We start from the raw sequence: 22,438 nt of genomic DNA on the forward strand, positions 1-22,438 counted from the left end.
AACAATAAATCAATAATCACACTGAGCTAAGAGGAGCTCATAAAATTAAAAAACATATGAAACGATTTAGTGAAAAGTATATCATTACTAAAGATATGGAATGGGAAGAACTTGGAGGAGGAGTCTCAAGAAAGTTTTTAGGATATGATAACCAAATCATGATGGTAAGAGTAAAATTTGAAAAAGGTGCATTAGGTTCACCGCATCAACATTTTCATACACAAGCTACATTTTGTGTGTCTGGTAAATTTGAATTTGAAATTGATGGTGTAAAGCAAATTGTTGAAGCAGGAGATGGCGTGTATATTGAGCCTAATTTGTTACATAGTGCTGTTTGTTTAGAAGAAGGTGAGTTGATTGACACATTTAGCCCAGTAAGAGAAGATTTCTTAAGTGGTGACGGAGTATCTTATTTTGGAGACAAGAATTCAAAATAAAATTTTACTACACCTATATCTTAGCGCTTGATTTGTGGTAATATTCTTACAAAAAAGAAAATGTTTGCTATATTAACCTGATTATTTTCTTTTTTAACATATAAAATTTACGAAAACGTTGGAATTAACAAAATTTTATATATATTTGGTAAACCAATCTGGTAAACCAATTTATTTTTAAAGAAAAAAGGACAGGGTGGGCCTATCCTTTTTCTAACATTACTTCAATAAGACCGAAGTAAAAAAAGTAATTACTGAAGCAGTAAATACATAAGCAAAGATACAAATTTATTTGCTATGCATTGAGCTTTGGTAATTGTAAATACTAACTAATTTTAATTATAAAAGATTAATTATGAATTTAAAAAACAAACTACCGCTACTCTTTGCACTGTTGTTTAGTGTGACAGTGTTAGCACAAGAAAGCTTCTTGCTTAGAGGTACAGTTGTTTCAGAAGTTGAAAAGCAACCTATTCCAGGTGTGAACGTTTTAGTTCTTAACACTACAAGAGGTGCATCCACAGATTTTGATGGGAACTTTGAAATCAGAGTTTCAAGTGGTGAAGTCCTACAATTTTCTTATTTAGGATACGTCACAAAAACAGTAATTATTGATAACCAGACAACTTTAACAGTCTCATTAGCCGAAGATGCAGCTAAATTAGATGAAGTTGTTGTTATTGGTTATGGTACTCAAAAGAAAAGCCATTTAACTGGAGCGATATCGAAAGTTAAAAATGAGAAGCTTGATCAAATTCCTGTTTCAAGGGTTGATGATGCTTTAATTGGTCAGGTTTCTGGGGTTAATATTCAAGCGACAAATGCTGAAGCAGGTGGAGCGCCTACTATTACCATTAGAGGTGTAGGGTCAATTACCGCCGACTCTGGTCCAGCAGTAGTGGTTGATGGTGTTGTTGTAAGTTCTGATTTCTTAGGAAACTTAGATATGAACGATATTGAGTCTTTTGAAGTTTTAAAGGATGCTGCATCTGCAGCAATTTATGGTAGTGAAGGATCTAATGGTGTAATTCTTATTACAACAAAAAGTGGTAAGGAAGGAAAAACCAGATTTAGCTACCAAACATATACAGGTTTTAAAGAAGCTCACGGAAGTGATGATTATAGAAAAAGTGTGGCTGATTGGGCTAGAATTGAACAAGCAGCAACAGGAACATTATCAGGTGAAACTCTTTATGCACAATTACTAGTTGCAACTACAGGTGTTGATAGAGATTGGCAAGATGTATTTTTTGATGGAGGGACGGTAACAAGTCATTCATTTGCTGCTAGAGGTGGTTCAGAAACTACTAAGTTTAGTACATCTTTAAGATATCTTCATGATGAAGGTGTTGTTATTACAGATGATTTTAAATTATATACAGGATCATTAAAAGTAGATTCTAAATTAGGAGAAAAATTTAAATTCGGTATTCGTGCAACTCCGTCTTATACAGAGCAAAGACGATTACCAACATCTATACACAATCCAATACGTCAATCACCATGGTTACCTATTTACCATACCGAAGAGACGCTTCAATTTGTTAATCAAGATACTTATCCAGATATTGGTGTAGGGGATTACTTCTACGAAAACCATTTAATTAATTTAGATTTGGATAATGATGGTAACAATGAAAGACCTCGTACTTCAGGTGATTCTAACCCATATGCACAATATGTAGAAAGAGAGCATTATGAATATAATACTAAATTATACGGGTCTACATTTTTAAGCTATGAGATTTTAGAAGGCTTAACTGCAAAAACATCACTTGGTGTTACTTTAGAGCAGCGTAAAAGAACAAGATGGGATGGTACACAACATCATGCCGCTGGAGCTAGTAGAGCGCAATATAATTTGCAAAATAGATTCCGAACGAGATTAGTTTCTGATAATACACTATCTTATAATAAGATATTTAATGATGATCATGAAATCAATGTGTTAGCAGGTTTAACTGTTCAACAAAGAAAAAGTGAAGACAGTGATATTACTGGAAATGGTTATTCAAATGATTTACTTCCAAACCTTCAGGGAGCAACTTCAATTTCTGAGTATGGAGAAATCAATACTGAGCTAAAAAAAGTAGGTTACTTTGCTAGGGTAAATTATGCTTATAAAGATAAATATTTATTTAATGCTTCTTTTAGACGTGATGGTAGTTCTGTTTTTGGTATCAATTCAAAGTGGGGTAATTTCCCTGCAGCATCGATAGGTTGGAATGTTCATAATGAAGATTTCTTAATCGATAGTGATGTGATAAACAACTTAAAACTAAGAGTAAGTTATGGTTTTACTGGTGCTGAGAATTTTAATGTAGGTAATGATATCGTAAATGTATGGCCTTACTTAGCATTATTGCAAAATTCAAATGCTATTACAGAAGGAAGTATATCTCCTGGTGTTTCTCCTCTTAACATTGCAAATGCTTTATTACAATGGGAAGCTTCTGAAGAATTTAACCCAGCAATTGATTTTGGATTTTTTAATAACAGAATATCAGGATCTTTAGATTACTACCAAAGAACTAGTGACGAGTTACTATTAGAAAATCCTGTATCTTATATTACTGGATTTACAAGTGGTATTGTAAATTTAGGTGAGGTGCAAAACAGAGGATGGGAATTAGAATTAAGAACTAAAAATGTGGCTAAAGAGAATTTCTCTTGGAATACAACGTTAATTGCGTCTACTAACCAAAATGAATTATTAAGTTTTGGAGATTCTAACAATGCTCTTATCGAAGATACTTATGGTAGAAACTCACAATGGATTAACCGAATTGGAGAGCCAATATCATCGTTTTGGGGATATGTTGTAGATACAGAAGCATATAACGAAACTGAATTTAGAACAACTTATGTTGATAACCCTTGGAATCGTATTAACGGTCAGGCAGATGATACTATCGTAAAGGATTTAAATGGTGATGGAATTATTACAGAAGAGGATAAAACAATTCTTGGTGATCCTTACCCAGATTTAGTATATAGTTTAACTAACGAATTTAAATTCGGAGCCTTTGATTTTTCTTTCATGATTCAAGGTAGCGTAGGTGCTCAAGTAAATAATATTGGTGATCAATATTTCTACAACTGGTTTGGAAATAGAACTAGAAGTGGTGGTGAAGCTCAAGCCGTAGCTGATGGACTTGTACCACATGAATCTTTTATACAAGAAAAGGTGTTAACAAGCGAGGTTATCGCAAGTGCTGATTACTTCTCATTACGTAATGTAAGTCTTGGTTTCAATTTGCCAGAGGATTTAACATCAGAATTAGGTATCGAAGGATTGAGACTTTATGCAACTGCACAAAACCTGATTTATATCACTGCTGATGATTATCACGGTTTTAACCCAGAGCATATCGATGGAACTAACCCTAGAGCTTATGGTTCTCAAAGAGCGGGTACACCTATATTTAAAACAGTAACATTCGGTCTGAATATCGACTTTTAATTAAAAAAAAATAAATTATGAAACATATAAAATATTTAGTCTTAGCTATTACAGGTTTTATTTATACGTCCTGTAATGATGAGTTTTTAAATCCACTGCCAGACTCTGCAGTAGCAGTAGAAGCGTTTTTCCAGTCTGATGACGATGTACTGGCAGGTGTGATCGGAATTTATGATGCCATTCAAGGTGTTAATGAGAATACTGAAACAAATATTGGTCGTGCTAATAGAGGTGTGCAATTTGAGCACCTTTTAACAGAGCATCGTACTGATAACACAAGAAATGCAACACTTGAAGGGTCAAAGTCCGATTTTCACAGATATGTAGTCAACGCTAATAACGTAGAATCTGAAGACTACTACCAGTCAATGTATGAAGTTATTTTTAGAGCTAATAACATCTTAAATTTTATCGATGTTGCAGATGAAAACAATCGTGCAAAATATGCTGCAGAAGCTAAATTTTTAAGAGCCTATGCATATTTTAACCTAGTTAGATTATATAGTGATGTGCCTTTAGTAACATCTGTTGTAGGTCCTCAGGATAATGAGGCTTTATTTACAAGAATTCCAGAAGCACAAATTTATGATCAAATTGTTGAAGATTTACTAGAAGCTGTTAATACTTTAGATAATACATATAAATCAAGAGCTTCAAGAGCTGCGGCTCAAGGATTATTAGCTAAAGTTTATTTAACTCAAGCAACACCTAATTATTCAGGTGCTCAAGTATTGTGCGAAGCTATTATTTCTAGTTTAGATTATGATTTAGAAGATAATTTCAGAGATGTATTTTACAATGAATTGAATGATGAAATCATTTTTGCTATTCAATATGAAACAGGAAACTCTCTAGAAAGTCAAAGTTTTTCATCTGAATTTACGTCAGCATTCCGTCAAGGTAGAGAAGATGGTCAAAATATAGTAAATGATAATCTTGTAGCAGATTTTGAAATGTATGGAGGTAATAGAGGTCCTGAATCTTTTGTAACGTTTGGAACTTCAAATGAAGTTATTAAGTTTTTACCTGAAGGTTCAGATATTACAACAACACCACCAACATACGGAGCAAATGCTCGTGATGCTGGAAATGATTATATTGTTTTACGTTATGCCGATGTACTATTAATGCATGTTGAAGCTATCATTGGTGGAGGTACTATGACGTCTAGTTCTAATGCATTAAATTCTTTTCAGCAAGTAAGAAATAGAGCAGGACTAACAGATACAGTTACCTCGATTACTAAAGAAGAACTTTTAAGAGAACGAAGAGTAGAATTAGCTTTTGAAAATCAACGTTGGTTTGATCTAATTAGATTTGGTGCCGCTAATTCTGTATTAACTGCACATGCTGATGAAATGGGATATGTGTACTCTTCTAGAGACTTACTATTACCAATTCCAGCTAGAGAAATAAATATAAGTGGAGGTCTTTTAACACAAAATGCTGGATATTAATATTATAAAATAATTTAACTATGAAAAATAAAGTAAATATTTTACGTAAAACAACATTACTACTTGTAAGCTTATTTACAATAAGTGCTATGGTTAGTTGTGTTGGAGATGAACTATTCCGAGATGATTTACCAGATTCTAATTCTCAGGTGGATACACAATTGCCAGAAGCAAATTTTGCTTATTCGGCAGATGAAGATGACTTTACATTGATTTATTTTCAAGACTTATCTTCTGAGTCTAACTCATACATGTGGGACTTTGGAGGAGGAGATACTTCAACAGAACAAGATCCTACCTATACGTTTGTAGCTGGTGAAGGTACATATCCTGTTACTTTAACAACTAGTGATTCAAATGGAGCAATGAGCTCTATAACTATAGATGTTATTGTTGCAGAACCAGAAGAGCCAGAAGCAATCATACCTGAGATAGGTGGATGGGAGTTTGAAAGTTCTGGAAATAGTGATCTTTGTCCAGGTGATAGTAGAGATTGCTGGAGAATTGATGGAGAAACAATACATCAAACGTCTAGTAACGGTGATGGTGGAACACGATCTGCTAAATATCCTCCAGGTAATGATTTAAGAGCTTCTTACCAAGCAATTACTGTTTCTCCAAACACTAGTTATATCTTAAAGTTTAGATATTCAATACGAGTTGATGGTGTAGGTGACGGTCTTATAGCAAGTGTTATTGATGGTCAATTAGACAACTTTAGTGAATTTGAAAGTGCTACATTATTAGCACAAGCAGAAGCAACAGAGCCAACAGGTGGTGTTGATAGTTATGCAGATTTTTCTCTGCCGTTTGAAACAGGTGCCAATGGTCAAATAGCTTTACTGTTTAATCATACTGCTAACGTAGATAATGTGTGGTTAGATAATGTTGAAATTGAACTTGGATTTTAATTTAAATGAAAATTCAAAAACACATATTGTTAATTATTCTGATAGTATTCCTATCTGTTAACGCTACTTCTCAAAATCAGAAAAGTAGCGTTGCAGACACGGAAACTAAAGTTGAAAAAAAGGATAAGAAAAAGAAAAAGAAAAAACGAAAGAAAAAAGTTAGGCTTCCTGAAATTGACTTAAGTCATTGGAAAGTTACTTTACCAGTCACAAATGAAGACGGTAAGCCTTTAGAAATTAGTCCTCCTGAAATTTTAGATTTTGCTAATATTGAAGCGGCTAAACCATACATGTATATAGATTCTACAAAAGGTGCTATTGTATTTCATGCAATGCCTACAGAATCTAAAACAAAAAACACAAAATACACTAGATCTGAGTTAAGGGAGCAAATGGTTCCTGGTGATAACAATACGAACTGGACCTTTGCACAAGGTGGTACCATGAAAGGAAAACTTGCTATTGAAGATGTTTCAAGAGATAAGGATGGAAAATACCATCGTATTATTATTATGCAAATTCATGGTCGATTAACTAATGAGCAAAGGGATTTAATAGGTGAAGATGATAATAATGCACCTCCAATGTTGAAAATCTATTGGGATAAAGGTAAAATTAGAGTCAAAACCAAAGTATTAAAAAACTTAAATGCAACAGGTGCCGAACTACTTCATGAAGATGCATGGGATAATGATGAAGGATTTAATTTTGAGCAGGAAGTAGGCTTTGGGAAATTTACACTAGAAGTTAAAGTTTCCGAAGGAAAAATGGTAATCGTGTTGAATAACACAGAGTATAAAGTGTATGAAAATATTCACATGTCAAAATGGGGAATATTTGAAAACTATTTTAAAGCGGGCAATTATTTCCAAACAAGAGATGAAGGAGCCTTTGCTAAAGTAAAATATTATAGCTTAGAAGTTAAGCATTAAAAATTAATTATTTTTGAGTTAGTCACTTATTGAGTTCTACTGGTCAAAATTAAGATGAGTAGAATTCTTTAAGTACTTAAATTTTAGTAATAATCAATATGTTTTGGTTATTATTTCCATAAATTTAATCAAGAATTAAAACGTTTAAATATGAAAATAGAGATTCTAACTAAAACAGATAATTTTGATGTACACAAGACTATTATTTCTAAAATAAGAGATCTTATCAATCAAAAAAACCTCGAACCAGGAGATAAATTACCTTCTGAAAGAATGTTATCTGATAAGTTTGAAGTTTCTAGAAGTAATGTTAGAGAAGCTATTCAAAAATTAGAATTCTATGGCTTGTTAAAGTCAATTCCGCAAAGTGGAACTTTTGTTGCTAATATTGGTGTCATTGCCATGAATGGAATGATAGAAGATATTCTAAGGCTAGAAGATCCTGATTTTAAATCTTTAGTTGAAACCAGAATTTTATTAGAACTTAAAACGGTTCGTTTGGCAGCATTAAGAAGAACTGATAAAGATCTTAAAAAAATGAAGGCAGCTTTGGATGCCTACACAGAAAAAGTTTTAGAGGGAGAAGACGCTGTTGAAGAAGATCTACTATTTCACTTAGCAATTGCTAAAGCTAGTGGTAATAGTACGATGAATACTTTCATGCTTATTATAACTCCAGAAATCATTACAAATTTTGAAAAATATCATGTCTGTGATAAAGGTTTAGCGACTCAAGGTATTGACGAGCATATGGCTATTTATGATGCCATAGTGAAACAAGATCCAAAATTAGCTAAACAAAAAATGAAAGAGCACTTCAGTGTGTTATATCAATATTGCTACAATGTTTAATACGAACACACTAACTAATAGTTTATGAAATTAAAAGGTTTAAGATGGTGGATCATTGGCTTAGTATGTCTAGCCACAATCATCAATTATATAGACAGGTCAGCATTAGGAATAATGTGGCCAGAAATGAGTAAAGACCTAGGACTTACCGAAGAAGATTATGCATGGGTTATCAATATTTTTACTATCACTTATGCGGCAGGTAAATTTATTTCTGGTAAAGTATATGATAAAGTAGGAACAAGAATAGGGTTTGTGCTATCTATCTTCTTCTGGTCTTTAGCCAGCGTTCTTCACTTTTTTGCTAAAGGAGCAGCATCACTCGGTGTTTTTAGAGGATTATTAGGTGTAGCTGAAGCAGGAAACTGGCCTGGAGCAGTAAAAAATAATGCCGAATGGTTTCCTATTAAAGAACGAGCAGTAGCTCAAGGTATCTTTAACGCAGGCGCTGCCGTTGGATCAATAATCGCAGCACCAACAGTATCTGAACTTTTTGGAATATACGGTTGGAAAGTCACATTTGTGATTATAGGTGTCTTAGGTTTTTTATGGATTATCCCTTGGTTAATTATGAATAAAACAAAACCAAAAAATCATCCTTGGATCACCGACGAAGAAAAGAATCATATCGTTTCAGGACGATTGGAGTCACGACAAGATGACGATGATGCTAAGAGCTTAAGTGTCGTAGAAATTCTATCTATGAAAGAATCTTGGGGCGTTATAGCAGCACGATTTTTTATAGAACCTATATGGTGGTTGTTTGTTTTTTGGATGCCAATTTATCTATACAAGGAGTTTGGATTTGATGTAAAAGAAATCGGACTTTATGCATGGTTCCCTTATGTAGGAGCTGCAATAGGTAGTTTAGCAGGAGGTTGGTATGTTAAAAAACTCATGAATACTAAGAGTTTAGATAAATCAAGAAAGAAAGTTATTACTATTGGAGCGATAATTATTGTTATAGCAATTGTAGGAGCCATTTTATTTGCAAATACACCTGAGAAATTCGTATCATTTGTGTTTGTGGTTCTATTTGGTTTTCAGTTTTCAATTAGTAATATTCAAACCATACCAAGTGATTTGTTAAATGGTAAATCTGTAGGAACATTAGCAGGATTAGGAGGAAGTATTGGTGCTGTTTCAGTAATTATTATGAACTGGTTGATACCAATAATTACTACCGAATCATATACACCAGCATTTATTATACTAGCTGTGTTAGCTCCTTTAGCTCTAGTGTCCATTTACACGCTTATTAAAGAAATTAAACCTATAGAAAACGAAATAAGTTAAATTATAAAATAACTATAAATTAATATGAGTAATAAAGGAAAAGTAGCAATAGTAACTGGAGCAACTGGTGGAATTGGCTTCGAAGTAGCAAAACGATTAGGTAAAGACGGATATACTGTGGTTTTAAATGGTATTGAAGATGAATCAGGAGCAAAAAGAGTTAAAGAACTGGAAGCTGAAGGGATTACTGCTGAATATTGTGGATTTGACGTTACTAAAGAAGAACAAGTCACTTCAAATATCACAAAAATAGGTGAAAAGTATGGTAGAATAGATGTTCTCGTTAATAACGCAGGTGGATTAGGCGGACGATCTAGATTTGAAGAGATGACAACAGATTTTTACAGATTTGTAATGGCATTAAATTTAGATTCAGTCTTCTTTGCATCAAGAGCAGCTATACCGTTTCTTAAAAAAGGAGAGCATCCTTCTATAATTAACTATACATCAAATGCAGGATGGACTGCAGGTGGGCCAGGTGCTGGAATCTACGGAACATCTAAAGCTGGAGTTCACGCTATTACCAGAGCACTAGCTAAAGATTTAGCTGAATATGGTATCAGAGTGAACGCCGTATCACCTGGTACAATCGATACGCCTTTTCATGCGCAAATTAAAGCAACCAAACCTGAAGTTTTTGCATCTTGGGCAAATAATATTATGTTAGGTAGATTAGGTCAACCAGAAGATGTTGCTGGTGTTATTTCATTTTTAGCAAGTAAAGATGCAGCATTTATAACTGCCGAAACCATTCAGATTGGTGGTGGTCAAGCTTTAGGTATTTAATAAACTGACAAAGGCAATGTAATGGCACTTAGTGATGGTTTAATTTCAACTAGAGTTACACAAGTGCGACATCATTTTGAAATGCAAGAAGTACTGAGGAAGTTGAAAAAAAAAAGATGTAAATTGCAATAATAAAGTTTAGTATTTAGCTAGATTTTAATTTGAGTTTTAAACAACCAAATAATTTTATTTTTTAAATTGCTCTGTCATTGTTAATAAGAGTACAATTAAAAATAAGATTATTTGGTTTTAAAATATAAAGAGATAATAAAATGAGCAAAATTGTCACATTTGGTGAGATTATGTTGCGACTCTCTACAGAGCGACATTTACGTTTTTCACAAGCAAAAACATTTGCAGCTTCATATGGTGGTGGCGAATTTAATGTCGCTGTTTCATTGGCTAACTATGGACTTTCAGCCGAGTTTGTAACGCGTTTGCCTGAAAACGAAATCGGAGCCTGTGCATTAAAAGAAATGCGTAAGTATAATGTTGAATCTAAAAATGTCATCTTTGGTGGTGACAGATTAGGCATCTATTACCTAGAAACTGGAGCAGGAACACGAGGGAGTAATGTGGTTTATGATAGAGCTAATAGTGCTATGGCTACAATCCCAAAAGGTGCAATAAATTGGGAAGACGTTTTAAAAGACACATCATGGTTTCATTGGAGTGGCATTACACCTGCAATCTCTGAGTCTGCTGCATTAGAATGTTTAGAGGCCTTAAAAGTAGCTCATAAACTAGGAATTACGATATCATCAGATTTAAATTACAGATCCAAACTATGGCAGTATGGAAAAGAACCAAGCGAGGTAATGCCTGAACTTTTGAAATACAGTAATATCATCTTAGGTGATATTGATACTGCATTTTTTATGTTAGGAAAAGATAAAGTGTTTCCTAACTATCAGAATGAAAAATCCTTACCTGTATTATATGATCAATTGTTCAAATTATGTCCTAATTTAGAAACAGTTGCTACAACTTTGAGGTATTCTGTAAGTGCTTCACATCAACGTATAGGTGGTATTTTATACGATGGTAAATCTGTTTTTAATGCAGATGTGAAAGAGGTTACTCCAGTTGTTGACCGCGTTGGTAGTGGTGATGCATTTATGGGTGGATTAATCTTCGGATTAATAAACGATGCAACCGATAAACAAAGAGCATTAAACATTGCAGTAGCAGCTTGTTGCTTAAAGCATACAATTTCTGGAGATTGTAATTTAATTACGCTTGATGAAATTGAAAAACTATTGAGTGGCAATGCTTCAGGCAAAGTATCAAGATAAATAAAAGTAAAATGGCAAAATATTCAAGATTAGAAGTTGTAGATATAATGAACAAAACAGGGTTAGTACCACTGTTTTACGATAGTGATATTACTACATGTAAAAGTATATTAGATGCCTTGTATGAAGGTGGCGCAAGATTATTAGAGTTTACAGCTCGAGGAGATTTTGCCGAAAATGTATTTGCACAGCTTAACATATATGCCTTAGAAAAATTGCCAGGAATGATTCTAGGCGTTGGTTCTGTTACTGATGCTGCTTCAGCATCTAGATATATGGCTTTAGGAGCAAACTTTATCGTTACTCCGGTATTGAGAGAAGATATAGCAATCGTTTGTAACAGACGAAAAGTATTATGGTCTCCTGGATGTGGCTCCCTTTCTGAAATTGCAAAAGCTGAGGAATTAGGTTGTGAGATTGTAAAATTATTTCCAGGTGGAATTTATGGTCCAGATTTCGTAAAAGCTATTAAAGGACCTCAGCCGTGGACGAGCATTATGCCAACTGGTGGCGTTTCTCCAACAAAGGAAAATTTGCAACAATGGTTTAGTGCAGGTGTGTCTTGTGTAGGAATAGGTTCTAAACTGGTAAAAAAAGATGCTAAAGGAGCATATAATTTAGAAGAAATAAAAACAACTACTAAACAGGCTTTACAGTTCATTAAAGACGTTAGAAAATAAATCAGATTGTGTCTACAATTACACTTAAAGAAATATCTCGGGTTTCAGGTTATTCAGTGTCTACGGTTTCTAAAGCCTTAAACAATAAAACTGATATTAGTTCTGATACCAGACAAATTATTAAAAGTATAGCGCTTAAGTATAATTATATACCGAATAACTTTGCGGTGGCTTTAAGAAAAAAAAGAGCCAAAGCTATTTCTGTTATCATTCCGCAGGTTAACACGTCTTTTTACAGTTGTTTTTTGTTCAACATAGAAAAAGTAGCTTATGCCCAAGGCTACAGAATTATTTTGTTTCAATCTTTAGAAGATCTTTCCAAAGAAAAAGAGTTTATTCAGAAGAGTAATGATGGTAGTGTCGATGGTGTTATAATCATATCAAATAATAACAAACGCCTAAATTCACATTCAGAATGCAATAGTAACTTGCATATTGAGTACATAACAATCAATGATAAGCTATCCCGTGATCAATTAAAAAAAGAGAGCATAAAAGGCTTTAATAAATTACTCAGACGAATAAATTAATTTGAAATAAGCAGCGCTTGACATATGTTTAGAAAAGCAATAATTTTAATGATTATAAGTGCTTTAGCTTTTGCTCTTTTAAATGTGCTTGTTAAAAGTTTAAACCAGTTTAATGTCTATCAAATTGTATTTTTCAGGTCAATAGGTTCTTTATGTTTTACACTACCTTTTTTAACATACCACAAAATACCCATACTTGGTAAGAAAAAGGTATTGTTGGTTTCAAGAGGTGTTATTGGTTTTATTGCAATGACGCTTTTTTTTACATCACTACAACACCTATCTATGGGATCGGCTGTATCTATTCGCTATATCTCACCAATTTTTGCTGCCCTTTTTGCATTACTCTTATTAAAAGAAAAAATTAAATACTTACAATGGTTCTGTTTTGCGATAGCATTTTCAGGTGTCATTATTCTTAAAGGTTTTGACGCTCATATCAGTGGAATGGGAGTCGCCTATGCTTTATTATCTGCTTTTTTTACAGGATTGGTATTTATAATTATCCGAAAAATAGGAAACAGCGACCATCCTGTTGTTGTCGTCAATTATTTTATGATCATAGCTGCACTTTTTGGAGGGATTTTAGCTATTTCAGAATGGACAAACCCTACAGGTTTAGAATGGGTTCTTTTATTTAGTTTGGGCGTTTTTGGATATTTCGGACAATATTACATGACTAAAGCATTTCAGATTTCGGAAGTCAATCAAGTAGCACCATTAAAATATATTGAAGTTATCTTCACTATGATTATAGGTGTTGTCTGGCTAAGTGAAACCTATACGTTTATGAGTATCATCGGAATCCTCTTAATTCTTATCGGATTGATTTTAAACTTCATTGTGAAGCGTTAGTTTGGCTCTTTTAATGTAATCAAGAGAATTGTAGCATTCATAAAACCGACTGGTATACTTCTATAAAAACATAAGATTACTTAATTTTGAACCATGGTAGATAACTTCGAAAATGAGTTCTTCGGAATAGGTATTCAAAATGGTAAAACTCCAGAAAATCTTGGTGTACTCTGGCGTTCAGCACAAAATCTAGGGGCGAGTTTTATTTTTACAATCGGAAATCGTTATGCAAAACAATCAAGCGACACACATAATGCCGTAAAATCTATGCCTTATTTTCATTACGACACCTTTGATGACTTTTATAAAAACTTACCTAAAGGCGCTCGTATTGTTGGTGTTGAACTTACTGATGCAGCCAAAGATTTAGAAACCTTTCACCATCCCAGACGTTGTGTATATTTGTTAGGAGCAGAAGATCATGGACTCTCACATAAAGCCATAGAGAAAAGTCATTTTTTAGTTAAATTTAAATCACAATTGAGCTTAAATGTATCTGTAGCTGGAAGTATTGTGATGTATGATAGAGGAATAAACAAACCAAGGTCGTAACTTTGTAGCCTATTTAATAAGATTAATATGAGTCATAAAGCAGGTTTTGTAAATATTATCGGAAATCCTAATGTAGGGAAGTCAACCTTGATGAACGCTTTTATAGGTGAAAAATTATCAATCATCACGTCTAAGGCACAAACGACCAGACATCGTATTTTAGGGATTGTCAATGGTGATGATTTCCAGGTTATTTTAAGTGATACACCAGGTATTATTAAACCAGCTTATGAGTTACAACAATCTATGATGGATTTTGTGAAATCAGCTTTTGAAGATGCTGATGTGCTTATATATATGGTCGAAATTGGTGAACAAGAATTAAAAGATGAAGCCTTTTTTAAAAAAATCACAAATTCTAAAATTCCAGTATTATTGCTTTTAAATAAGATTGATAAATCCGATCAGGAACAATTAGAAAGTCAGGTAGCACTTTGGTCTACTAAAGTGCCAAATGCTGAAATATTTCCAATTTCTGCTTTAGAAGGTTTTAATGTAAAAGAGGTTTTTGGCCGAATCATTGAATTACTTCCAATGTCACCTGCATTTTACCCTAAAGATCAATTAACTGATAAACCCGAACGCTTTTTTGTTAACGAAACCATTAGAGAAAAAATCTTAATGCATTACAAAAAAGAAATACCTTATGCCGTAGAAATTGATACCGAAGAGTTTTTTGAAGAAGATGCAATTATTAGAATGCGCTCTGTAATTATGGTCGAACGAGAGACTCAAAAGGGAATTATCATAGGACACAAAGGAAGTGCGCTCAAGCGTGTTGGTATTGAGGCTAGAAAAGATTTAGAGAAGTTTTTTGGCAAACAGGTGCATTTAGAATTATATGTAAAAGTGAATAAAAACTGGAGGAGTAACGAAAGGCAACTTAAACGTTTTGGATACAATAACTAGCACTCAGTGTGAATCCCTTTTTTTCGTAGTGTGTCTCTCATAAAGTGATGCAACTCATGCATTTCTCGCATTCCTGATCGCTTGCCTAAACGACCTCCAAAATATAAAGCAAACCATATCACAACCATCAACAAAGTTAAAAATAACTGGATGGTATAATCAGTGTCTAAGTTCCAGTTCACATAAGTCCATATTGCAAAAGCAATCCAAAGTCCGGCAACTACAAAATGTAAAAACATAAACAGCGTCCAAACTGTTGGATTAGGACCAAATAATCCATAAATAGTACTACTGTTTTCTGTTTCGTGACTGTCAATTTCTAAATGCAGTTGAGGTGACCAGAAATGTTGTTTTTCTTTTGGGATTTTAATAAATATATGATTATCAACTCTAGAAATTATAAAACTAGCAGATGTCCTTTTTTCATCTTCAAATAACTTTAAAAGCTCCTCATTATTATGATTGACTTTAAATTTAAAGCGAGGTCTTAAAATGATAGTATTTGTAGTAGATGACATTTTTTAGCTGAAATAGTAATTCAAATTACTGTTTTTTATTGAAAGTTGAACTGATTCTTAAGGTTTAACGTTAAATTCATGCGACCTGCTTACTTATTTAGTATCTTCGCAGCCGCTTACAGGATATGTAATGCAGATAAAATTTTGAATTATGAGTAATATAGTTGCTATTGTAGGAAGACCAAATGTTGGAAAATCTACGTTTTTTAATCGCTTGATTCAACGTCGCGAAGCCATTGTTGATGCTGTTAGTGGAGTTACGCGCGACAGACATTATGGTAAGAGCGATTGGAACGGAAGAGAGTTTTCTCTAATCGATACAGGAGGTTATGTTAAAGGAAGTGATGATGTTTTCGAAGCTGAAATTGATAAACAAGTAGAGTTGGCTATCGATGAAGCCGACGCTATTATATTTATGGTAGATGTCGAAACCGGAGTTACAGGAATGGATGAAGATGTAGCACGATTACTTCGGAAAGTAGATAAACCAGTTTTTCTTGCTGTAAATAAAGTTGATAATAACAAACGTGCCGAAGATGCCGTAGAGTTTTATTCTTTAGGTCTAGGCGAATATTACACCATTGCCAGTATTAATGGAAGTGGAACAGGTGACTTACTGGATGCACTTGTAGAAGCGCTGCCTGAAGTGGAAGAAGACCTAGAAGAAGATGAATTACCAAGGTTTGCTGTGGTAGGCCGTCCAAATGCAGGAAAATCGTCTTTTATCAATGCACTTATTGGTGAAGAGCGTTACATTGTTACTGACATAGCTGGTACAACTAGAGACTCCATAGATACCAAGTATAACCGTTTCGGATTTGAATTTAACTTAGTCGATACCGCAGGTATCAGACGTAAATCTAAAGTAAAAGAAGATTTAGAGTTTTATTCTGTAATGCGTAGTGTTAGAGCAATTGAGCATTGTGATGTTTGTCTGTTGGTATTAGATGCCACTAGAGGGTTTGATGGTCAGGTACAAAACATATTTTGGCTCGCCGAACGCAATCGTAAAGGGATTGTAATTCTGGTTAATAAGTGGGATTTAATTGAAAAAGATACCAAGTCAACCAGAGAGTTCGAAAAGGTCATAAGAAAAGAAATCGAACCTTTTACCGATGTGCCTATTGTGTTCATTTCCGTAGTCAACAAACAACGTATTTATAAAGCTATTGAAACGGCTGTTGAAGTCTATCAAAATAGAACCAAAAAAATAAAAACGAGTAAACTTAATGAGGTTTTACTTCCAATTATTGAAAACTATCCACCACCAGCGTATAAAGGTAAATTCGTGAAGATTAAATACATCATGCAACTACCAACGCCTCAGCCTCAGTTTGCATTTTTCTGTAACTTACCGCAATACGTCAGAGAACCTTATAAACGCTTTTTAGAAAATAACTTGCGAGAACATTTTAATTTTAATGGTGTTCCTGTAAGTGTTTACATGAGGAAGAAATAACCAGTCTATGAAATTGAAGTGTGTGTTTTTGTGTCTTTTTGTATTCTTTGGTATTGAATACAACTATGCTCAAACACCTCCATCAATTTCAGCAGAAGGTAATCAGGAGTTTTGTGGAAGCTCACCAATGAGCATTGTAACTGATGTTAGCATTACAGATCCTGATCCAGGAGATACTACCTTAGCAAAAGTAGATGTTCAAATTTCTGAAGGCTATACCTTTGGTCAAGATGTTCTAATTTTAAATGGAACTTATCCCAATATTACATCTACCTGGATTATTGCTGAAGGTAAATTAACGCTCAACGGTCCTGCTTCTTTTACCGAATTTGAAGACGCCATACGTAATGTGGTTTATAGTACAGTTGAAGCTAACTTTACTCAGGATAAGTTTTTTTCAATAAATCTGGGAGATGCTAATTATCTGCCTTCTACCAATCACTATTATATTTACGTGCCTAGTCAGGGTATTACATGGACCAATGCTAGAGCTGCAGCTGAAACTCAAGATTATTTCGGATTACAAGGCTACCTTGCTACATTAACCTCTTTTGAAGAAGCTCAATTTGCAGGAGAACAAAGTCCGGGTGTTGGATGGATTGGCGCCAGTGACGCGCAAACCGAAGGTGTTTGGCAATGGGTTACCGGACCCGAAAATAGTACTGTGTTCTGGGATGGTGCTCCCGTTAATAACGAATTTTCACTTTGGAATACTGGTGAGCCAAATAATATCAATAATGAAGATTATGCACATATTACTGATGCTTCAGTTGGTATTGTAGGTTCCTGGAATGATTTGGCAAATACTGGTGATACTAATCCAGATAGCCCATATCATCCAAAAGGCTATTTGGTAGAATTTGGAGGCATGCCTGATGATCCTGTATTAAATCTTTCTGCAAGTACAACTATTACCACACCTAAGCTCTCTTTTGAGGCAGATGTGGCTTGTGGTGAAGGGATATCGACATTAAGTCTTACATCAAATACGCCGACAGTATTATGGTTTGAATCTCAAACATCTACAGATGTGATAAACTCTGGATTTGTGTTTGATGTTGCACTAACTGAAACGACTACATTTTGGGTTTTGCCTCTATTTGATGGTTGTTCAGATGGAAACCGAATTCCATTTACAGCAAACTTTCTGGCAAGTCCAGATGCTGAAGATATTACAATTAGTCAATGTGATGACGAAATTCTAGATGGTTTTACGGTATTTAATTTTGATAGCTCATTTGAAGATATTACTAATGGCATCACTCAGAACAGAGAACTGCAATTTTTTGAAGATGAGGCCTTAACGATCGAAATAGAAGGGACGTCATATAGTAATAGTTCGAATCCGCAAACCATTTATGCTAAGGTTACTGATACGAGTTCAGGGTGTACTAATAGTTCAGAGATTACATTGCAAGTCAATACTGAAGCCGTTCCTGCAGTAACACTCGAATCTTGTGATACCAGAGAACCAACAGGTCGTGTGATCTGGGATTTGTCACTTGCTGATGAATTGGTTCTGGACGATTTGCCTTTAAATTCTGAAGTGTCTTATTACGAGACTTATAATGATGCCTTATTAGAGGTTAATGAATTGCCTAATAACTTTTTCAATCCAGAGCCTTACAATTATACCATATACAGTAGAGTTGAAATTGAAGCCTCATGTTATGGTATCGGACAAGTACATTTACAGGTAAATCCTAATCCAAATATTTTAACCGAAGAAACGGTATTGTATTGCTTGAATTCATTTCCTGAAACCATAACATTAAGTGGTGGTGTGATGGGTGATACACCAAATAACTATTACTATAATTGGTCTACAGGCGAGACTACTATTGATATTGAAATTAACGAGACAGGAACTTATACAGTTGATGTATCATTTGTTGAAGGCTGCTCAAAAACAAAAACGATTACAGTCCTTCCTTCTAATATTGCTACAATTGAAGATGTTGTTATCGAAGATGTTTCAGTAAATAATTCTATTACAGTATTGATTTCTGGTGAAGGCGACTATGAATATGCTATTTTAGGAATAGAAGGGCCCTATCAATCATCTAATACATTCGATAATGTTGCTGCTGGAATCTATACGGTTTATATAAGAGATACTAAAAATGATTGTGGCATTACTTCAGAGGATGTGTCAGTCATTGGATATCCTAAATATTTCACTCCTAATGGAGATGGTGTAAATGAGACATGGCAACTTAAAGGAGTATCGGCTCAGTTTCAGCCTAATAGTAAAGTCTTTATTTTTGACCGCTACGGAAAATTGCTTTACACTATAAATTCGCCTTTTGATTCTTGGGATGGAACCTTTAAAGGACAACCATTACCTACAAATGACTACTGGTTTTCGGCAACCTTAGAAGATGGAAGAACCTTTAGAAATCACTTTACATTAAAGCGTTAAAAATTAAATAATAATCATTTAAATTCCTATTAATTAGCTATTATTTTTTACAAAAAGTAAATTATACTTTACATTTTGTAAATTTTTATTTACTTTTGAGTTGTTATTTTAAAATTTAATAGATCATGAAGACAAATTATTTAATTTCTAATAAGTATAAAGTACCTGGATGGATTTTATTAATGATTGGGTTAGTGGTAGGTGTGTTTTTGGCTTTTTCAGATTATGAGTCAAATATTTTTCAGGTCAAAGTTATATCAATATTTGGAGGAGAATCCACAATAAATAATAGTTTTAATGATTCGCCAAATACAATCTTTTCGATTATTGAGAATAGTATTATTGATGAGTTAGCAGCATTGTCTATTATTATTGGTGGCCTGTTGGTTGGTTTTTCTGAAGAGAAAGTTGAAGACGAGTTTATATATAAATTACGTAAAGATTCTTTAGTTTGGGCTATTATTTTCAATTATATAGTATTGATGTTAGCTATTATTTTTGTTTATAATTTTGCATTTTTTGATGTATTGGTATATAACATTTTTACACCTTTATTATTTTTTATCATAAGATTTAATTTTCTAAAGTCAAGAGCTTAATTATGAAGAATAATATTAAAATTGAAAGAGCGAGACATAACTTGACCCAAGGTGATCTAGCTGAAAAAATTGGAGTCAGCAGACAATCTATTAATGCTATAGAGAAAGGTAAGTACGTGCCTTCGGCTCTATTAGCTATAAAAATCGCAAGGTTATTTAAACTTCCCGTTGAAGAACTTTTCTTTTTAGAAGATGGAGAATAGGGTTCTTTCAAACGATTACCAGCTACCACCAGCACCACCTCCAGAAAAGCCACCACCTCCGAAGCCGCCACCAAAACCACCACCAAAGCTGCCTCCAGATGAACTTCCGCCTCCAAAAAGGCCTCCACCAGAACTGCTTCCGCCATAGCTTCCTCGTCCCATATTACTTAAAATAATAGCATCTAAAATACTGGTGCCGTTGGTTCGACGCCCACCATTTTTTCCACCACCACGTCGGTTTTTGGTAATTGCAATGATAAAAATGATAAACATGATAAACATGAATAGGAAGAACACTACAGGAAAATCACTACCCGAATTATTTGACTGGCGAGTACCTTGGTATTTTCCGGTTAACACTTCAAATATAGCATCGCTACCTTTGTTTAAACCTTGGTAATAGTCACCGCGTTTAAATTCTGGGATAATAACATTTCTTACAATTTCACCTGTTGTTCCAGCAGTAAGTCGGTCTTCGACACCATAACCTGGTGAAATCCATATTTTCCGATCTTCACTTGCTAGTAAAATAAAAACACCATTGTCTTCTTTTGCTTGTCCGACACCCCATTCATGAGCCCATTTAGGAGCTAAAAGACCAATATTTTCACCTTTAGTAGTTCTAATGATTGCAACCACAATTTGTGTTGAAGTGGTATCGGAATACCGAATAAGTTTTTGCTCTAAATTAGTTTTTTCAAAATCTGTTAAAAGCTTAGCGTAATCATAAACACTGGTTTGTTCATCTGGAATAGGAGGAATGTCAAACTGAGCATGCACAACAATAACAAAGCTGCTGATAAAGCTAAACAGTGTTAATAACAATATGTGTTTGTATTTCAACATTTATCCTTTTGAAATTTCATTTGGTAATTCGTTAATATCATTATGAATCCATGGGAAATGATTTTCTAATTGCTTTCCAGCTTTTAAAACACCTTCAATAAGACCTTGTTTAAAACGCTTGGCTTTAAAATGAGATTGCATGATGTCTTTAGTACTATCCCAAAATCCGTTAGGTACAACATCATTGATACCTTTATCGCCATAAATCACAAAGGTTTTTGCGTCTACAGCCACATAAATAAGTACACCATTCTGAAGTTTGGTATTGTCCATTTTTAGAAAATGAAACACCTCCATGGCGCGTTCAAAAGCATCAAGATGAGAGCCGTGTTCTATATGAATTCGTATTTCTCCAGACGTACTTTTCTCCGCAATGCGAATGGCTTCAATAATCTCTTGTTCCTCAGCAGCCGTTAGAAAATCTTCAACTTTTGACATGTTTAATTGCTAAAGTCAAATTCTACGTCAACAGGTTTTTCAGCTCCAGCTTCAGCATCAAAATAAGGTTTAGCGTCAAAATCGAGAATGCCAGCCAGGATTGAATTAGGGAATTCTTTTACATGAATATTATAAGGTTTAATAGCTTCATTATAACGCGTTCTTGCCGTTTGAATCGTGTTTTCAGTACTCGTTAATTCGTCTTGGAGTTTTAAAAAGTTTTGATTCGCTTTTAAATCGGGATAGCGCTCAACAACTAATAGTAGTCGAGATAAGGCACTACTTAATCCGCTTTGAGCCTTATTAAATTGCTCTAGCTTTTCCGGACTTAAATCTTCAGCATTATTGATGTTAATTTCAGGTTTTGTAGCTTCAGATCTTGCTTTTACAACAGCTTCTAATGTGCTTTTTTCAAAATCGGCAGCACCTTTTACAGTGTTTACTAAATTTCCGATGAGGTCATTACGACGTTGGTATGAGGTTTGTACATTTCCCCAGGCTTCACTTACATTTTCATTAAGTTGTACCGCTTCGTTATTAAATCCTTTTCCCCAAGAATATAATGCGAAAGCCAATAAACCTATGATGATAATAGGAACGAGTAGTTTTTTCATAATGATATAGTTTTAAAGTTGTGTTTTAGTTAGTTGAAATTAATTAGATTATGTTACAACTGTGATTTTAGTTTAATGAGTTGTGCTTTGACACTTTCTAGTTTGTTGATGATTTCAAAAGTATCCAGTGACTTCTTTTTTCCTTCTTTTAGGTGAATTTTTGCCCCTTCTAGTGTAAAACCACGTTCTTTGACCAAGTGATAAATAAACTTAAGGTTTTTGATGTCTTCAGGTGTAAATTTCCGATTACCCTTTGCATTCTTCTTAGGTTTTAAAACATCAAATTCTTTTTCCCAGAATCGAATTAATGAGGTGTTTACATTAAACGCTTTAGCAACTTCGCCAATACCATAGTAACGTTTTTCTGGAAGATCGATATGCATA

General features: G+C 34.1%; 23 protein-coding genes. 18 read left to right on the forward strand and 5 right to left on the reverse strand.

Features of this window, described 5'->3' with window-relative positions:
* Positions 1 to 56 precede the first annotated feature (56 nt).
* From H7350_RS15350 to era, 14 genes are all read left to right on the forward strand, one after another.
* The gene (locus tag H7350_RS15350) at positions 57 to 437 is read left to right on the forward strand and encodes a cupin domain-containing protein (RefSeq protein WP_204346808.1); all 381 of its coding nucleotides are present in this window, start codon (positions 57 to 59) and stop codon (positions 435 to 437) included.
* A gap of 355 nt (positions 438 to 792) precedes the next feature.
* Entirely contained in the window at positions 793 to 3,900 is a 3,108-nt protein-coding gene (locus H7350_RS15355; RefSeq protein WP_204346809.1) for a SusC/RagA family TonB-linked outer membrane protein, read from the forward strand.
* A 17-nt stretch (positions 3,901 to 3,917) separates the two neighbouring features.
* Complete coding sequence (locus H7350_RS15360) at positions 3,918 to 5,357, forward strand: RagB/SusD family nutrient uptake outer membrane protein (protein WP_204346810.1); 1,440 nt, start codon at positions 3,918 to 3,920, stop codon at positions 5,355 to 5,357.
* A gap of 20 nt (positions 5,358 to 5,377) precedes the next feature.
* Positions 5,378 to 6,268: a PKD domain-containing protein gene (locus tag H7350_RS15365; RefSeq protein WP_204346811.1), complete on the forward strand. Its 891-nt coding sequence runs from the start codon at positions 5,378 to 5,380 to the stop codon at positions 6,266 to 6,268.
* A gap of 5 nt (positions 6,269 to 6,273) precedes the next feature.
* Positions 6,274 to 7,200 (forward strand): polysaccharide lyase family 7 protein, encoded by a 927-nt coding sequence (locus H7350_RS15370; RefSeq protein ID WP_204346812.1) that lies wholly within the window; start codon positions 6,274 to 6,276, stop codon positions 7,198 to 7,200.
* A gap of 150 nt (positions 7,201 to 7,350) precedes the next feature.
* Entirely contained in the window at positions 7,351 to 8,052 is a 702-nt protein-coding gene (locus H7350_RS15375) for a FadR/GntR family transcriptional regulator (protein ID WP_204346813.1), read from the forward strand.
* Positions 8,053 to 8,076: 24 nt separating this feature from the next.
* Positions 8,077 to 9,348, forward strand: coding sequence for an MFS transporter (locus tag H7350_RS15380; RefSeq protein WP_204346814.1), 1,272 nt, complete (start codon positions 8,077 to 8,079; stop codon positions 9,346 to 9,348).
* Positions 9,349 to 9,372: 24 nt separating this feature from the next.
* A complete protein-coding gene (locus H7350_RS15385) occupies positions 9,373 to 10,134 on the forward strand; it encodes an SDR family NAD(P)-dependent oxidoreductase (protein ID WP_204346815.1) in 762 nt (253 codons plus the stop codon).
* 272 nt (positions 10,135 to 10,406) lie between these two features.
* Positions 10,407 to 11,429 carry a sugar kinase gene (locus H7350_RS15390; RefSeq protein WP_204346816.1) on the forward strand — a complete coding sequence of 341 codons (1,023 nt, stop codon included), beginning with the start codon at positions 10,407 to 10,409 and terminating at the stop codon, positions 11,427 to 11,429.
* Positions 11,430 to 11,440: 11 nt separating this feature from the next.
* Positions 11,441 to 12,109 carry a bifunctional 4-hydroxy-2-oxoglutarate aldolase/2-dehydro-3-deoxy-phosphogluconate aldolase gene (locus H7350_RS15395; protein ID WP_204346817.1) on the forward strand — a complete coding sequence of 223 codons (669 nt, stop codon included), beginning with the start codon at positions 11,441 to 11,443 and terminating at the stop codon, positions 12,107 to 12,109.
* Between the two features lie 8 nt (positions 12,110 to 12,117).
* Entirely contained in the window at positions 12,118 to 12,639 is a 522-nt protein-coding gene (locus H7350_RS15400; RefSeq protein ID WP_338105784.1) for a LacI family DNA-binding transcriptional regulator, read from the forward strand.
* Between the two features lie 24 nt (positions 12,640 to 12,663).
* The gene (locus H7350_RS15405) at positions 12,664 to 13,494 is read left to right on the forward strand and encodes a DMT family transporter (protein WP_235989370.1); all 831 of its coding nucleotides are present in this window, start codon (positions 12,664 to 12,666) and stop codon (positions 13,492 to 13,494) included.
* A gap of 93 nt (positions 13,495 to 13,587) precedes the next feature.
* The gene (locus H7350_RS15410) at positions 13,588 to 14,046 is read left to right on the forward strand and encodes an RNA methyltransferase (RefSeq protein WP_204346818.1); all 459 of its coding nucleotides are present in this window, start codon (positions 13,588 to 13,590) and stop codon (positions 14,044 to 14,046) included.
* A gap of 27 nt (positions 14,047 to 14,073) precedes the next feature.
* Complete coding sequence (gene era / locus H7350_RS15415) at positions 14,074 to 14,955, forward strand: GTPase Era (RefSeq protein ID WP_204346819.1); 882 nt, start codon at positions 14,074 to 14,076, stop codon at positions 14,953 to 14,955.
* On the opposite strand, the gene H7350_RS15420 is transcribed toward era, so the two are convergent.
* Positions 14,952 to 15,473, reverse strand: a complete 522-nt coding sequence (locus tag H7350_RS15420; RefSeq protein ID WP_204346820.1) for a GTP-binding protein — start codon at positions 15,471 to 15,473, stop codon at positions 14,952 to 14,954. The genes era and H7350_RS15420 overlap by 4 nt on opposite strands.
* 151 nt (positions 15,474 to 15,624) lie before the next feature.
* Between H7350_RS15420 and der the strand changes: the two genes are divergently transcribed.
* The 4 genes from der to H7350_RS15440 all read left to right on the forward strand — a co-directional run bounded on the left by der (position 15,625) and on the right by H7350_RS15440 (position 20,156).
* Positions 15,625 to 16,932, forward strand: coding sequence for a ribosome biogenesis GTPase Der (der, locus tag H7350_RS15425; RefSeq protein ID WP_204346821.1), 1,308 nt, complete (start codon positions 15,625 to 15,627; stop codon positions 16,930 to 16,932).
* Between the two features lie 7 nt (positions 16,933 to 16,939).
* Positions 16,940 to 19,354: a T9SS type B sorting domain-containing protein gene (locus H7350_RS15430; RefSeq protein ID WP_204346822.1), complete on the forward strand. Its 2,415-nt coding sequence runs from the start codon at positions 16,940 to 16,942 to the stop codon at positions 19,352 to 19,354.
* 125 nt (positions 19,355 to 19,479) lie between these two features.
* Positions 19,480 to 19,953 (forward strand): hypothetical protein, encoded by a 474-nt coding sequence (locus tag H7350_RS15435; protein ID WP_204346823.1) that lies wholly within the window; start codon positions 19,480 to 19,482, stop codon positions 19,951 to 19,953.
* A gap of 2 nt (positions 19,954 to 19,955) precedes the next feature.
* Complete coding sequence (locus H7350_RS15440; RefSeq protein ID WP_204346824.1) at positions 19,956 to 20,156, forward strand: helix-turn-helix transcriptional regulator; 201 nt, start codon at positions 19,956 to 19,958, stop codon at positions 20,154 to 20,156.
* A gap of 15 nt (positions 20,157 to 20,171) precedes the next feature.
* Here the strand turns inward: H7350_RS15440 and H7350_RS15445 are convergent, their stop codons facing one another.
* From H7350_RS15445 to H7350_RS15460, 4 genes are read right to left on the reverse strand one after another with little or no spacing between them, the layout of a single operon-like run.
* Positions 20,172 to 21,002, reverse strand: coding sequence for a TPM domain-containing protein (locus tag H7350_RS15445; RefSeq protein ID WP_204346825.1), 831 nt, complete (start codon positions 21,000 to 21,002; stop codon positions 20,172 to 20,174).
* Positions 21,003 to 21,440, reverse strand: coding sequence for a TPM domain-containing protein (locus H7350_RS15450; RefSeq protein ID WP_204346826.1), 438 nt, complete (start codon positions 21,438 to 21,440; stop codon positions 21,003 to 21,005).
* A gap of 2 nt (positions 21,441 to 21,442) precedes the next feature.
* Positions 21,443 to 22,054, reverse strand: coding sequence for a LemA family protein (locus tag H7350_RS15455; protein ID WP_204346827.1), 612 nt, complete (start codon positions 22,052 to 22,054; stop codon positions 21,443 to 21,445).
* Positions 22,055 to 22,107: 53 nt separating this feature from the next.
* Entirely contained in the window at positions 22,108 to 22,437 is a 330-nt protein-coding gene (locus tag H7350_RS15460) for a MerR family transcriptional regulator (protein ID WP_204346828.1), read from the reverse strand.
* Position 22,438 lies beyond the last annotated feature (1 nt).

It is taken from the genome of Psychroserpens algicola, assembly GCF_014526325.1.
GTDB lineage: Bacteria > Bacteroidota > Bacteroidia > Flavobacteriales > Flavobacteriaceae > Psychroserpens > Psychroserpens algicola.

Excerpts from the sequence above, each read along its gene's own strand:
- H7350_RS15350 (WP_204346808.1), top strand. The coding sequence starts at position 57 with ATGAAACGATTTAGTGAAAAGTATATCATTACTAAAGATATGGAATGG.
- H7350_RS15355 (WP_204346809.1), top strand. The coding sequence starts at position 793 with ATGAATTTAAAAAACAAACTACCGCTACTCTTTGCACTGTTGTTTAGT.
- H7350_RS15360 (WP_204346810.1), top strand. The coding sequence starts at position 3,918 with ATGAAACATATAAAATATTTAGTCTTAGCTATTACAGGTTTTATTTAT.
- H7350_RS15365 (WP_204346811.1), top strand. The coding sequence starts at position 5,378 with ATGAAAAATAAAGTAAATATTTTACGTAAAACAACATTACTACTTGTA.
- H7350_RS15370 (WP_204346812.1), top strand. The coding sequence starts at position 6,274 with ATGAAAATTCAAAAACACATATTGTTAATTATTCTGATAGTATTCCTA.
- H7350_RS15375 (WP_204346813.1), top strand. The coding sequence starts at position 7,351 with ATGAAAATAGAGATTCTAACTAAAACAGATAATTTTGATGTACACAAG.
- H7350_RS15380 (WP_204346814.1), top strand. The coding sequence starts at position 8,077 with ATGAAATTAAAAGGTTTAAGATGGTGGATCATTGGCTTAGTATGTCTA.
- H7350_RS15385 (WP_204346815.1), top strand. The coding sequence starts at position 9,373 with ATGAGTAATAAAGGAAAAGTAGCAATAGTAACTGGAGCAACTGGTGGA.
- H7350_RS15390 (WP_204346816.1), top strand. The coding sequence starts at position 10,407 with ATGAGCAAAATTGTCACATTTGGTGAGATTATGTTGCGACTCTCTACA.
- H7350_RS15395 (WP_204346817.1), top strand. The coding sequence starts at position 11,441 with ATGGCAAAATATTCAAGATTAGAAGTTGTAGATATAATGAACAAAACA.
- H7350_RS15405 (WP_235989370.1), top strand. The coding sequence starts at position 12,664 with ATGTTTAGAAAAGCAATAATTTTAATGATTATAAGTGCTTTAGCTTTT.
- H7350_RS15410 (WP_204346818.1), top strand. The coding sequence starts at position 13,588 with ATGGTAGATAACTTCGAAAATGAGTTCTTCGGAATAGGTATTCAAAAT.
- era (WP_204346819.1), top strand. The coding sequence starts at position 14,074 with ATGAGTCATAAAGCAGGTTTTGTAAATATTATCGGAAATCCTAATGTA.
- H7350_RS15420 (WP_204346820.1), bottom strand. The coding sequence starts at position 15,473 with ATGTCATCTACTACAAATACTATCATTTTAAGACCTCGCTTTAAATTT.
- der (WP_204346821.1), top strand. The coding sequence starts at position 15,625 with ATGAGTAATATAGTTGCTATTGTAGGAAGACCAAATGTTGGAAAATCT.
- H7350_RS15430 (WP_204346822.1), top strand. The coding sequence starts at position 16,940 with ATGAAATTGAAGTGTGTGTTTTTGTGTCTTTTTGTATTCTTTGGTATT.
- H7350_RS15435 (WP_204346823.1), top strand. The coding sequence starts at position 19,480 with ATGAAGACAAATTATTTAATTTCTAATAAGTATAAAGTACCTGGATGG.
- H7350_RS15440 (WP_204346824.1), top strand. The coding sequence starts at position 19,956 with ATGAAGAATAATATTAAAATTGAAAGAGCGAGACATAACTTGACCCAA.
- H7350_RS15445 (WP_204346825.1), bottom strand. The coding sequence starts at position 21,002 with ATGTTGAAATACAAACACATATTGTTATTAACACTGTTTAGCTTTATC.
- H7350_RS15450 (WP_204346826.1), bottom strand. The coding sequence starts at position 21,440 with ATGTCAAAAGTTGAAGATTTTCTAACGGCTGCTGAGGAACAAGAGATT.
- H7350_RS15455 (WP_204346827.1), bottom strand. The coding sequence starts at position 22,054 with ATGAAAAAACTACTCGTTCCTATTATCATCATAGGTTTATTGGCTTTC.
- H7350_RS15460 (WP_204346828.1), bottom strand. The coding sequence starts at position 22,437 with ATGCATATCGATCTTCCAGAAAAACGTTACTATGGTATTGGCGAAGTT.